At 50.5% G+C, this 13,046-nt stretch carries 12 protein-coding genes; 11 read left to right on the plus strand and 1 reads right to left on the minus strand.

Annotated features, from left to right (window positions below; all coding sequences use genetic code 11):
* Positions 1 to 58 precede the first annotated feature (58 nt).
* Positions 59 to 448, plus strand: coding sequence for a hypothetical protein (locus B1728_RS25330; protein WP_144028009.1), 390 nt, complete (start codon positions 59 to 61; stop codon positions 446 to 448).
* A gap of 177 nt (positions 449 to 625) precedes the next feature.
* The gene (locus B1728_RS25335; RefSeq protein ID WP_079913214.1) at positions 626 to 1,033 is read left to right on the plus strand and encodes a hypothetical protein; all 408 of its coding nucleotides are present in this window, start codon (positions 626 to 628) and stop codon (positions 1,031 to 1,033) included.
* A 139-nt stretch (positions 1,034 to 1,172) separates the two neighbouring features.
* On the opposite strand, the gene B1728_RS25340 is transcribed toward B1728_RS25335, so the two are convergent.
* Positions 1,173 to 2,813, minus strand: a complete 1,641-nt coding sequence (locus tag B1728_RS25340; RefSeq protein WP_144028010.1) for an AraC family transcriptional regulator — start codon at positions 2,811 to 2,813, stop codon at positions 1,173 to 1,175.
* A gap of 143 nt (positions 2,814 to 2,956) precedes the next feature.
* Here B1728_RS25340 and B1728_RS25345 point away from each other — a divergent pair, with 143 nt between their 5' ends.
* The 9 genes from B1728_RS25345 (at position 2,957) to sbnB (ending at position 13,030) form a co-directional block, all read left to right on the plus strand.
* Complete coding sequence (locus B1728_RS25345; protein ID WP_079913216.1) at positions 2,957 to 3,958, plus strand: ABC transporter substrate-binding protein; 1,002 nt, start codon at positions 2,957 to 2,959, stop codon at positions 3,956 to 3,958.
* Between the two features lie 119 nt (positions 3,959 to 4,077).
* Complete coding sequence (locus tag B1728_RS25350; RefSeq protein ID WP_306293548.1) at positions 4,078 to 5,040, plus strand: FecCD family ABC transporter permease; 963 nt, start codon at positions 4,078 to 4,080, stop codon at positions 5,038 to 5,040.
* The gene (locus tag B1728_RS25355) at positions 5,037 to 6,092 is read left to right on the plus strand and encodes a FecCD family ABC transporter permease (RefSeq protein ID WP_079913217.1); all 1,056 of its coding nucleotides are present in this window, start codon (positions 5,037 to 5,039) and stop codon (positions 6,090 to 6,092) included. Before B1728_RS25350 ends, B1728_RS25355 begins: the two co-directional genes overlap by 4 nt.
* A gap of 20 nt (positions 6,093 to 6,112) precedes the next feature.
* On the plus strand, positions 6,113 to 6,955 hold the full coding sequence (locus B1728_RS25360; protein WP_079913218.1) for an ABC transporter ATP-binding protein: 843 nt from the start codon (positions 6,113 to 6,115) through the stop codon (positions 6,953 to 6,955).
* A 213-nt stretch (positions 6,956 to 7,168) separates the two neighbouring features.
* Complete coding sequence (locus B1728_RS25365) at positions 7,169 to 8,422, plus strand: MFS transporter (RefSeq protein ID WP_079913219.1); 1,254 nt, start codon at positions 7,169 to 7,171, stop codon at positions 8,420 to 8,422.
* A 13-nt stretch (positions 8,423 to 8,435) separates the two neighbouring features.
* Positions 8,436 to 9,773 carry an LLM class flavin-dependent oxidoreductase gene (locus B1728_RS25370; RefSeq protein ID WP_079913220.1) on the plus strand — a complete coding sequence of 446 codons (1,338 nt, stop codon included), beginning with the start codon at positions 8,436 to 8,438 and terminating at the stop codon, positions 9,771 to 9,773.
* A 512-nt stretch (positions 9,774 to 10,285) separates the two neighbouring features.
* Positions 10,286 to 10,750 carry a response regulator transcription factor gene (locus B1728_RS25375; protein ID WP_079913221.1) on the plus strand — a complete coding sequence of 155 codons (465 nt, stop codon included), beginning with the start codon at positions 10,286 to 10,288 and terminating at the stop codon, positions 10,748 to 10,750.
* A 185-nt stretch (positions 10,751 to 10,935) separates the two neighbouring features.
* On the plus strand, positions 10,936 to 11,928 hold the full coding sequence (gene sbnA, locus B1728_RS25380) for a 2,3-diaminopropionate biosynthesis protein SbnA (RefSeq protein WP_306293549.1): 993 nt from the start codon (positions 10,936 to 10,938) through the stop codon (positions 11,926 to 11,928).
* A gap of 25 nt (positions 11,929 to 11,953) precedes the next feature.
* Entirely contained in the window at positions 11,954 to 13,030 is a 1,077-nt protein-coding gene (gene sbnB, locus B1728_RS25385) for a 2,3-diaminopropionate biosynthesis protein SbnB (protein ID WP_079913222.1), read from the plus strand.
* Positions 13,031 to 13,046: the final 16 nt, after the last annotated feature.

A 13,046-nucleotide genomic window follows, 5' to 3' on the forward strand; every position in this document is an offset into this window, starting at 1 on the left:
TGTAACCGTAAGGAAATCGTTAAGATAAAATGGAAGTTTCATGGAGAGGGGATTTTCCGTGATTAAGCATAGTGATATGGAACTTATACAACGAAGGATTGAAGTTGGAGACGCATCCTTGGTTGATAACGAAATCGTCAAAAAGTTTCTTACGTGGCTTCCGAGTTACAATTGCGAATCAGCTGCAGAAGGATATTTCTCCATTCTTTCGTCAATTGCGAAATACAAACCCCAAATCATTGAGCCGCTGTTAAAGAAAGCAATCGAACCAATATATTTTTTGGGTTATGATAGTTCAAAGGATATTATTGGTTGGGCATCCCATTTCGCCAATAGCTCGAATGTTGCTTATAAACCATCTGAATCAGGAAGAGTTTGGTTGACTCATGAATTACCTAATTACGAGGAATTCATTGAACGCTGCCTGAAAGAATATATGTCTGAATGAAATTAAGATTTCATGTGAAGGTTCTGATTATATACAGATTTGGGGATAGTGGATTACAAGGAACTACAGGAAAGAATGATAAAAACAAAGTAAAAAAATACTGTGTTTTTTGTTGCGCGATAAATTTATAAAATGGACATTTCAACGGATGCTAGATAATTAGAACGGAGGGTAAAAATGGAGGATGAAAGTCCATTATACATCACGGGAGCAGCGATTAAAAGTCTTACAAGTAAATTAGATTTACCTACTCTTGAGCCGATTAGGCAAGATTGGGAACTCGAAATAACTGATTCGTCGAGAGTACTGGAATTTATCATTTTTTATGAAAAGCATGTCCTTAATGAAAATGAACGGTTCGCACTTATGGCATTGATTATCGCTTCATATGATGACTATTTATCTGGCGGGAATGTACCAGATTTTGTATGGACAAAAATTAAATATTTTCTGTTAAAACACTTCGCTATTCATAAAAATAAAATCATTTATTGGGCACTTGAAGAAGAAAATGATATAGAGAATTGTTTTGCTATAACTCCATTAATGAGGGAGGTTCTAGAAAATAAAACAACTATTGGCTGAATTGGCTCCATTAAGAGAAGCCAATTACCACCTTGTTTATTGATGGAATTCATGAGAATTATGATACATTCGATGATGTTGAGCTGTACCAGATAGTTTCCCTTCGATCTCTACTGAATGAAACCCGGCAAGATAGATGTTAATTCTTAGACAAGCTGTTAACCAGCTCTTCGGCGATGCATCTTCTTCCCTGGGGGGTCCAACTCATGACAAGCCAATTCGGAATGAGATGGATTTTCCGATTATGACCGGGCGGATTCAAATCGAATGGTATCGCTTGCGGCGGCTGCGTTCCGGATTCCCCGCTCATGAGGGGAGGAGTATCCAGCTTGATGACGAATAGGTGATCCGATTCCAGTCTGGGCACCTCTCCCAAAAGCCTCTCATCCCGCATTTTATTCCTCGGTACCCCGGACCCGGGCAGCAGCCCGAGTTCCTGATAAATCAAGTCGTTCAACGGATGGAGGACCGTCCCTTGAACACGGATCCGCTGCGGCAAAAGTTGAACAACAGCAACGCTGCTGTTATTCCCGGGGGATGCCATCAGAAGCCCCTTCGCTTCATTTATACTCACATCCAGTCGAGCCATGCTTTGCTCGGCTTCTTTCTCGCGTCCGACCAGCTCGGCAAGCTGGCGGTATGTCGCCCGCCAATCCAGCCCATGTTCGATAAACGCCGTTGGAGCAATCCGCTTGAACTCTTCATAGCACGACCGCTGGGCGAAATCCGCGATAATCAAATCCGGTTTGGCCAGACGCAGCTGCTCCAACTGAGATAATAACTGGCGGCTGTATTCATGGTCGTTCATCCACGGATATCTGTAGCAATCTACTGCAGCTACCGCCTCCATGCCCATGGAGGAGAGGTTCTCATGAAAGCCGCAACGAGATGCAGTCGCCACTCTCAATCGCTCTCTTTTAATAAAGTGAGAGGGGGACAAGCCCACTGTTTCTTTGAAGATGCGGCTGAAATAGTACTCACTTCCGTAACCGACGGCAACGGCTACTTCTTTGATAGAGACGGATGGCGAGAGGAGCTGCTTGGCCTTCTCAATCCGAAGGCTGTTTAAATAATCGGTAGGCGATTGTCCTGTGGTGCGTTTAAAGCTGCGGCAAAAAGCATTAGGCGTCAGCTTCGCCAGGCCTGCCAGCGTATTGCGGCTGATCTTTTCCTGAAAATGCTCGTGCATATAGGCTATACATACATCCAAACCAGGATCGGGGGTCCGGTTCGCATGCTGAAGCGGGGCTGAACGGAGAACCAGCTCAACAAGAGATTGAAGCAGCAGGTTTGAATCGACAGGAGACGACCGCACCAAGGCTGCGTCATCGGAGCTCGCCGAATCCATCTGGTACTTCCTGCCAAGGGCATACATCTGCTCGATTTTGCGCTCCACCTCTTGGGGATTCTGAAGTGGCTGAGGGCCAGGAGGGAGAAGGGACGATGGGGAAGTACCGCCGCTTAATGGGGTTAACTCCCATTGTCCCCGCCGCCTCTCTGCCTGCAATGCTTCGAACAGCACCACATAATACACGGATTCTTGGCTTGTAACGGACACGTCCAAATGACTGCCTGCAGGCAGGAACCACAGCTGCTGCGGCTGTACAGAATAAGCCGTCCCGTCGATAGCTGCGGTCCCGCTCCCTTTGGCGATCCAGCAAAGCATGGGCACGGGGAGAGGACTTCGACGCAAGCGAACCGCATGGGCCCGCTCGTATTTTCGCACGGAGGAAAGCAGATACATTGTATAGGGTCTCTTATGGTGAATGGATAAGGCCAAAACACGTCAGCTCCTATCTAAAAGAGGTAGATTTGTACAATAAAACGGATACTTCAGGACATGGACGATTCTTCCAGTACGTATTACACTATACCAATAATGATAACAAGAATCATTATCAACAAACAAGGGGAGAGAACTTCATGATTCAGAAATATCCGCAACGCACATTTTTTACGATGCTGTTTCTGTCGCTGATACTGATCGTTTCTGCATGCGGCTCTACAACAGCGAACACACCTGCTGCAGACAGTGCCACCAAAACGGTAGGGCAAGCAGGCGGTCAGCAGCCTGATGCCAGTGCACCCTACACCGTAAAGCATGCGATGGGGGAAACCACGGTAAAAGGAACGCCAAAGAGAGTGGTCGTACTGGTTAATGATGCGGTGGAAGCATCGCTGGCGCTAGGCTTTAAGCCCGTCGGTATGGTCAAAGCCTGGGGTGTGCAGCCGTACTACGATCATTTAAAGAGTCAGCTCGAGGGAGTGCAGATCGTAGGGGATGAGAATCAGCCAAACCTGGAAGCTATAGCTGCCTTGAAGCCGGATTTGATTATAGGCAACAAGCTTCGTCAGGAAAAAGTATACGACCAGCTAACAAGTATCGCGCCGACCATTTTCTCCGAGCGGACGAATTCGGATGCGCTGATCAATTTCAAAATATATGCGGAAGCATTGAACAAGAAGGCTGAAGGCGATAAGCAGCTTGCTGATTTTGATAATAAGATCAAGGATCTGCGTGCGAAGCTGGGTGATAAAATCAACACCAAAATTTCGCTTGTCCGGTTCTATATTGGTGATAAAGTGCGCATCTATTATAACGATACGTTTGCAGGCGGTATTTTGAAGCAAGTGGGTCTGAAGCGTCCAGAAATTCAAGATAAGCCTACATTCGCCGACATTATCGGCAAAGAGCGCATACCGGATTTGGAAGGGGACATCTTATTCTACTTTACACTGGAAGACGAGAAGGGAGAAACAACCAAAACCGAAAAAGCATGGCAGGAAGAAACATTGTGGAAAAACCTGGATGTCGTTAAAAAAGGTAAAGCGTTTAAAGTGAACGATGGGATTTGGAATTCCTCCGGCGGCATCATTTCAGCAAACTTACTGTTGGATGATCTGGCGAAATATATATTGAATTAATGCAGCTTACCCGCATCCGGAAACGGATTCCTATGCGGGTTTCTAGCTTTTCATTTTATAAAGAAGGGTTTCGTAGGATGATACTTCAAAGTACAGGATCCAAAATGATAGGAATCGTTGTGAGTTTACTACTCCTCGTCGTGCTATTTGCGGCAAGCATTGTATACGGTTATGCGGATACGACTTGGTCCATGGTTTGGCGAGCGTTCCAGCAGGCTGATGGATCGAACGCTCAGGTCATTATTCGGGATATTCGTGTGCCTCGCGCTATCGTTGCTTTATTGGTCGGTGCGGCATTAGCGGTGTCCGGGGCGATGATGCAGGCGCTGACCCGCAATCCGATGGCTTCTCCCGGTATACTGGGCGTGAATGCAGGCGCTGGTTTTTTTGTCGTTATGGGCGTGACGTTCTTGTCGTTATCCAGCCAAGGGGAGCTGATCTGGTTCGCCTTAACAGGAGCGGCTGTCGCGGCTGTATCGGTGTATACGGTCAGTTCGGTGGGGCGCGAAGGTATCACGCCACTCAAGCTCACGTTGGCCGGAGCGACCATGGCCGCCCTGTTCTCTTCGTTTACGTCAGCAATGCTAATCTCGGATGAGAAGACGCTGGACAGCGTCTTTTTCTGGCTGGCCGGCTCCGTAGAGGGGAGGAAGATGGAGCAGATCCTCACGATGCTTCCGTTTTGCCTAATCGGGCTGTTAAGTGCATTCCTGCTAAGCAAAGCCATGAATGTGATAGCAGTAGGGGAAGAGGTAGCTACCGGTCTTGGTCAAAATACGTTTCGCGTGAAGCTGGTTTCCTTGCTGGTCATCGTACTCCTGGCAGGAGGAGCGGTTTCATTGGCGGGACCGATCGGCTTTGTCGGACTCGTCATCCCGCATTTGGTGCGAGGGCTGGTTGGTAACGACTACCGCTTCGTTCTCCCGTATTGTGCCATTCTTGGTTCGGTGCTCCTGCTTGCGGCGGATGTCGGTGCGCGATTCATTGCTTTTCCCAAGGAAGTACCTGTCGGTGTCATGACAGCTATTGTTGGAGCTCCCTTCTTTATTCATCTGGCCCGAAAGGAGCTGTTAACTAAATGAGCAGCCGGTATGCTACGATTCGATGGCCGCGGCCAAAGCTATCCTTTATTTTTGAGAAAAAAAGCGGCTGGATGTCCTTACTCCTGCTTCTTGTGCTAGCATTGCTTGCTGTCTTTAGCGTAGGCATAGGCACGCTCTATATCTCACCGCTGCGGACGATCCAAGTCATGCTCGGGATGGGCACGGGCACGATGGAAGCGAACATCATTCTGAACTTTCGACTGCCGAGGATTTTGCTGGCTGGAATGGCAGGGATGGCGTTAGCCCTGGCTGGCACCATTCTGCAAGCGGTCGTCCGCAACCCGCTGGCCTCTCCCGACGTGATTGGCGTCACCAGCGGGGCGGCGATGATGGCGGTACTCTATTTGGCAGTTTTTCAGGTCAAGACGAGTATTGTCTGGATGCCGCTATTTGCTTTTGCCGGTGCGGCTGTGGTATCGGCGATTATTTATTTTGGAGCCTGGAAAAAGGGCGTATCACCGCTGCGCATGATTCTGGTCGGATTGGGTGTGAGCGCGCTGCTTGAAGCGCTTAAGACACTTTTTCTCGTATTCAGTCCGATATTTGTCACGAGTCAGGCAAAAATTTGGATCACAGGAACCGTGTATGGCGCCACCTGGACCTCCGTGAAGTTCTTCGCTCCCTGGCTCTTGCTGTTCATTCCGCTGTTGTTTGTTCTGGCAGGCCGGATGAACATCCAAGTTCTCGGCAATGAGCTGCCGGTTGTGCTGGGAGGCCGAATCCAGCTGCAGCGATTCGCGCTCCTCGTGACGGCCGCGGCTCTGTCGGGCTCTGCCGTTGCTTTTGTCGGTGGAATCGGCTTTGTTGGGCTGATGGCGCCGCATCTGTCCCGCAAGCTGGTAGGTGGCTCTCACGGCCTTCTCTTGATTTGCTCGGCTATCGTCGGAGCTATACTGCTGATTGCCGCCGATCTTATCGGTCGCACGGTGTTTGCGCCTCGCGACGTACCTGCTGGGGTGTTCACGGCCGTGATCGGCGCGCCCTTGCTTTTGTACCTGCTGATCAAGACAAAGAAAAAACAGACGGAATAGAAAGGGGATATGCATCCATTATGAATAAGCTTGCCGCTCAATCGTTATCGCTTTCTTATGGCGCTGCGCTCATTATCGATCAGCTTGATTTGCAAATTCCGCAAGGAAAAATCAGCATCTTGATCGGAAGTAACGGGTGCGGGAAATCGACGCTGCTCCGTTCCTTCGCCCGCCTGCTGAAGCCTGAGCAGGGCGCTATACTGCTCAATGGCCGGGGCATTTCCCAGATGTCTACCAAGGAGATCGCCAGGCAAATGGCGGTTTTACCGCAGGGACCTGTGTTGCCCGAGGCATTAACTGTGCTGCAGTTAGTTCGGCTTGGCCGTTATCCGCACCAGAAGCTGTTCCAGCAATGGTCGGAGGAGGATGAGCGCCAAGTGGACAAAGCACTTCGGATGACGCATCTGGAGTCGCTGCAGGACCGGGCGGTTGACTCCCTCTCGGGAGGGCAGCGGCAGCGGGCCTGGATCGCTATGACGCTGGCGCAAAATACGGAGGTGCTGCTGTTGGACGAACCGACCACCTATCTGGATATGGCGCATCAAGTGGAGATCTTGGATCTGCTGTACGATCTTAATCAGGAAGAGCAGCGAACGATCGTCATGGTGCTCCACGACTTGAACCTCGCCTGCCGGTATGCGCATCATATCGTTGCTGTACATAACAAAGGAATCCATTCGCAAGGGCTGCCGGAGGAGATTATGACGAAGCAGATGATTAAGGACGTATTCGGCATGGATTGCGAGATCGGCACGGATCCTCTTTTTGGTACGCCTGTATGTGTTCCGCATGGCAAAGGCCGAAAGATCATTGCCCGGCATGACTTTAAGGCAAAACAGGAATTGCGTACGGCACAAGGATGAAGGGGACATGAAAAGGATGTCTGTCCCCGGGCACGTTGCCTGCGGAGGGACGCGTACTCCGATTGGATAATCCAAAACTATACGATTAGAGCATACTCGTCCCACATTAACCATGATAAGATAATTCACGGGGAGGGATAAAAATGATAATCATTATCAATGTAGAGGGGGCGGGGTGACGAAGGACAGCTGCCTTAAGCAGTTTCCAGTGATATGACCAATTCGTTGCGATGCAATTTTGGATTGCTATGGGGCAGCCATTTTTTGTCTGTTTTAAGCTCGATGGTGATTGCTCCTTTAATGCCGTTCTATATGGAGCAGTTAGGCGCAGGTGACCAGGCCGCGGTTTTGCTGTGGAGCGGCTTGGGCTTGACGGCTCCTGCAGTATCGGCCGCATTGACGGCCCCGTTATGGGGCAGGCTTGGCGACATCACCAGCCGCAAATGGATGGTGATTCGGGCACTGGGAGCCTCCGCCTGCGTACTGGCAGCGATGGGCTTGGCCAACACACCGTTTCAGCTGTTTCTTCTCCGTTTTCTTCAAGGGGCCTTAGGAGGGGTTGTCGATGCCGTAGGAGCTTTCGCAGCCTCCCAAGCAGGCAAAGAGGAACAGGGGAAGGCACGCGGGAAGTTGGAGGGAGCTCTTGCTGCTGGCTCAATGCTCGGACCGTTGCTCGGGGGGGGGCTGATGGGCGCCATCGGGTTCCGTTATATCCTGCACTCCTTAGCCATCCTGCTAGCACTATGGACGATACTATGCGCGTTTTGGTTGAAGGAGAGGCAGTCGGAGAAAAGAACAGCTGCCGTGACACAAACCGGCATAACAGCCCCATTGCGAGGGCTGCTTCATAAACGTGAGCTGCGTCTGTTTCTCTTGGCAGGAATCACAGCTAACTTCGGCATCTTCGGGCTGCTCCCCGTTCTGCCGCTGCATCTGAAGCCTTATATCGGCACATCAGCTCAGACGGCCGTATGGGTAGGTATTTTACAAGCCGTACTTTGGGCTGCCGTATGGCTCACCTCTTCCTGGTGGGGGCGTCGTAACGATGTAAGCCCGGTTCATCGCAATTATGCCCTCGCCGCTGCATTATGCGGAGTCGCGATTGTCCTTCAAGCGTTAGCACCGGGAATGGAATGGCTAGTGTCCACCCGGGTTGTGCAAGGAGCGGCCTCCAGCGCGCTTGTACAATCGGTTTTTCTCGTAGTCACAAGATCTGCGCCGGAGGGGGAGCTGGGAACGAGATTAGGTTTTACGCGCAGTATTTTATTTACAGGACAAATCGCAGGTCCTATGACTAGCGGTCTACTGGGAACCATGTTGACCACCTCCGGTTTGTTCGTTTTGCACGGAGCTGCTATCGCCGCAGGTGGCCTGCTGGTCGGGCTGTTCGCTTCCCCGAAGCTTGCACGGCGCGGAGTAGAAGATATTCCGGGCTGCGGTCACCGCCCTCTGCCCAACGAAAAGTAAAGGAGCCAAACGAATGAGCGAACCCTTCAATACGATGCACTTGAACCTATTTGTACTGAATACAGGCCATCATGAAGCTTCCTGGCGGCATCCTGACACTACGCCTGAAGCTGTAGCGGACATTCATTATTATACCCGGCTCGCCCGGATGGCGGAGCAGGCGAAGATGGACTCCTTGTTCATCGCTGACGCTCTTGTCCTGACACCCGCCATTGAACACAAAATCGGGGGAGGACTGGAGCCGCTTACCATGTTATCTGCACTTGCAATGAACACAGAGCGGATCGGTCTAATCGGCACCGTCTCCACAACTTATACGGAGCCGTACAATGCCGCACGCATGTTTGCTTCGCTGGATCATATCAGTGGAGGCAGAGCGGGCTGGAACAGCGTTACATCGGTAGGCGACGTGACGGCCGTTAATTTCGGAAGGGAGCGTCATCCTGAGCACAGTGAGCGTTATGAGCAAGCAAGGGAATTTCTTGACGTGGTTAAAGGCTTATGGAACGGCTGGGAAAAGGACGCGTTACTAGCAGACAAGGAGCGCGGCTTATTCACCGATTATCGTAAAATTCACCCGCTAAACCATAAAGGAAGATATTATTCCGTACAAGGTCCTTTGAACGTTACTAGATCGCCTCAGGTGTTTCCAGTCCTGGTACAAGCGGGGTCCTCCGATGCGGGCAAGGAATTAGCTGCAGAGACTGCAGAGCTGGTATTTACGGCTCAGGACACCATAGAGCATGCCAGGGCTTTCTATGCGGATTTGAAAGGGAGAATGGCGAAATTCGGCAGAGATGCGGATGAATTAAAAATATTGCCTGGCTTCAGCCCCATTATCGGGGCGACGGAATCGGAAGCTCGAGAGAAAGAGGCGATGCTCACAAGTCTCATTAAACCGGATTTTGGGCTTATCCGCTTGTCGAACTCTCTTGAAATCGATTTGCACCACTACCCGCTTGACGGGCCCGTACCTTTGCACGACTTACCCGCTCTCAACGAAGTTAAGGGACAGAAAGCACGATTCGAGATGCTCGTGGATATGGTTAAAGCGGAGAACTTGACAATCCGGGAGTTAATTCACCGCACTGCCGCTGCGAGGGGGCATTTTACGACGGTGGGAACTCCGAAGCAAGTTGCCGATGTGATGGAAGAGTGGGTTAGAAGCGGGGCGGCCGACGGGTTCAATGTGATGCCCCCGTATTTCCCTGGCGGTTTGGAAGACTTTGTTACTGGTGTCGTGCCGGAGCTCCAGAGACGGGGATTGTTTCGTACCGAATACAGCGGCCGTACGCTTAGGGAGCATTTTGGCTTGAAGCACCCGGACGTACAACGGATTAATGCAACCTAGTCTTAAGCTGGAGGAGACGGCTGAAGGCTGCTTGTATTGGCTGCGGGCGGCATGTGACGATTTTACAACATCAAAATGTTTAAGTTCTTTACAGTACTAAAGCGCGTATGAAGAGCATTCCGATTGGCGAATAAACCTACCATGCTTACGAAGTGAGTTTTGCTTTAGCAAAACTTTAAGGTCGCTCATCTTTGAAAGACCTCGATAGAGTTTTATCTCAGTACCCCCTTGCCCAACATCAAAGACGCCGAGAGGCGTTTTTGTTGGTAAATAACCAACCTTACCTATCTTCACGCTAGACGCCGAAACTGTATGCTTGCATTGCCTCATTGAAACACCAGGCTAGAGATGATCCCAAGTAAAACAAAAGTGAAGCAAACGGTCTCGGGAATGGCGCAGCCATATCCTTTTATTCTTAAAAATCAAAATCAATGAAGTCCGGGAGATACCTTTAGGAATTAATACCCGCTGTGAACGGGCGATGATGACCGGACTTCCATGGGAGAGATGAAATGATGGCTGTTAGAAACTTGAAGCTTACGGTAGATTCTCACATTCAAAATGCGGGCGAACAGGAAAAACTAGCTCGTTTACATAGCTTGATCGTCAGAGCCGTATCGGCCATGAACATTGGCGAGCAAGTAAAAATTACGCTGGAGTATGCCGCACCGGTTGGAGGGTTCAAGGAAGAGCCATTAAGTTCGAACGCCTACGGGCCGGTTTCGAGAAACCAGGTTTCGGTTCGTCCGTACATGCACGGTTCGAAGCTGAGCGAGCGGCAGCACCAGATTGCCGTCATGTTGTGCAATCACTATTCCATTAAAAAAATTGCAAATGAGTGCTGCGTTTCAGAGAATACGGTCAAAAAACATATGCAAAACATCAAAAAAACATTGGAGATCGAATGCTCCGGCGCAGACTTTATTTATACTCTCAAGCAAATGCTTTTCCCCGAGACAGTAATACGAAACGGATGATCGTTCCGTTCATGCTAATTTCTATCCCTTAAATCACAAAATTACTCCAATCGAATCATTAGGATTATCTGTTCGGAGAATTTACGCTCATTTCTCCGGTATGCTACGATAAAGCCACAAATAATGATAATGATTATCATAATCATTGTCATTCTTTTGTAAGTAGCGGTTCAGGAGGAGGAATAATGATGTCATCTATACTGCATGCGGACGCAAAGACGGCTTCAGTGAAAGGCTCCGTTGCCGAATGTGTAGGGCGGACTCCGCTCGTACATTTAAGCAGGCTGTTTCCGGAAAAGCACGTGCAGGTTATTGCCAAGCTGGAATATATGAACCCGGGAGGCAGCATGAAGGATAGGCCAGCCAGGTACATTATCGAGCAGGGACTGAGGACCGGTGCGATTGATTCCAGGACACATATTATCGAGAGTACCTCAGGCAATCTAGGCGTGGCTCTCGCTATGATGGCGCGCATCTACGGATTGTCCGTGACCTGCGTGGTTGATCCTAAAATCGCAAACACGAACCTGAACATTTTACGCCAGATGGGCGCACAGATTGAAATGGTCGAGGAACGTGACGATCAAGGCGGGTATTTGATGACCCGAATTCGAAGGGTAAACGAACTTCTGAGGCAGGTACCGCACGCATTCTGGATTAATCAATATGCAAACGAGAATAACTGGAAAGCTCACTACGAAGGCACGGGAACAGAAATTACAGAAGCTCTTGACCGCGCAGATCTATTGATTGCCGGTGTCAGCACCTCAGGCAGTATTATGGGGACCAGCCGAAAAATGCGCGAGAAATTTCCTCATCTGAAGGTTATTGCCGTCGATGCAGTCGGTTCGATCCTGTTTGGAGGGGCTCCAGGCAAGCGGGAGCTTCCGGGAATCGGCGCAAGCCGTGTCCCCGAAATATTGAACCGCACTGAAATCGACGGCGTGATTCACGTAAATGACAGGGAATCCGCGGAGGGATGCCGTGAGCTTCTTTTAAAGGAAGGCATATTCGCCGGCGGTTCATCGGGCTCCGTCATGGCGGCCATTCGCAAGCTGCTTCCTTCACTGGAAGCTCTGCCCGATCGTCCGCTGCGGCTTGTTACGCTCCTGCCTGATCGCGGGGACCGCTATTTGGATTTAGTGTACGATGACGAGTGGGTTGCCCAATTACCATAATATAGATAAAAGGAGAATGCATTTTATGATCTACCAAGCTGGAGTACAGCATCCTCTTGCCGCCGGGACGCTCTTAACCGCACCGGGCTCAAATGGGCCGGAGCTGCTCTATCTGAACCGGGAGGCGATCGCCGTGCTGGGCGGTGGTTCATCCCGCATGTATGTGGAGGCATTGGAGGAGGCGCTGGCGCTTCACGCCAATGGAGACTTCGTACAGCCGCTTAAGCCGTATCTACGCTCGTCTGGGAAAGAAGGGCATATCGCTGACCGGATTATTGCAATGCCGGCGCATATTGGCGGGGAGATACCCTTATCGGGTATCAAATGGATCGGGAGCAAGCACGACAACCCACAGGTGCGGGGATTGGAGCGGGCGAGCGGCATTCTAGTGCTCAATGACGCTGCAAGCCATTACCCCTTAGCCGTTATGGAGGCTGGGCTGATCAGCAGCATGCGGACGGCAGCGGTTACCGTCGTGGCGGCAAAACGGCTGGCAAAGCATGGATTCCATTCTGTCGCTTGCGTCGGCTGCGGGCTGATTGCCAAGGCACAGCTGACCTCGATTCTGGAGCACTATCCTCTTATTAAAGAGGTTCATCTGTTCGACCAGTCGGAGACGGCTGCAGAACGGCTGGCAGAGGTGCTCCGTGTGCTCTCCCCACAAGTTAGAACAGTGATCTCTGGCAGCGCGGAGCAAGCGGTACGCCAAGGGGAAGTTGTCATTACCTGCACAGTAACGGATACGCCGTATATTCCGTTCGAGTGGCTTCGCAAAGGAGCTTTTGTCAGCAATATATCGATCATGGATGTGCATAAAGAAGCCTATCTACAAGCTGACAAAGTAGTTGTTGATGATTGGGAACAGTCCAACCGGGAGAAAAAGGTGCTGAACCAGCTCGTTCTGGAGGGAAAGTTCTCAAGGGAGCAGCTGCATGCCGAGCTGGGAGAGATCGTGATCGGTACTAAGCCGGGGCGCGAAACTGATGACGAAATCATTATTTTAAATCCGATGGGCATGGCGATTGAAGATATCGCTTGCGCCCGCCGCATTTATTTGCAGGCACTACAGGAGGGTGCGGGACAGCGGCTGCCTTTATATTAATAGATCGGTTCACGAA

The sequence above is a fragment of the Paenibacillus sp. 32352 genome (assembly GCF_002042965.1).
GTDB lineage: Bacteria > Bacillota > Bacilli > Paenibacillales > NBRC-103111 > Paenibacillus_S > Paenibacillus_S vulneris.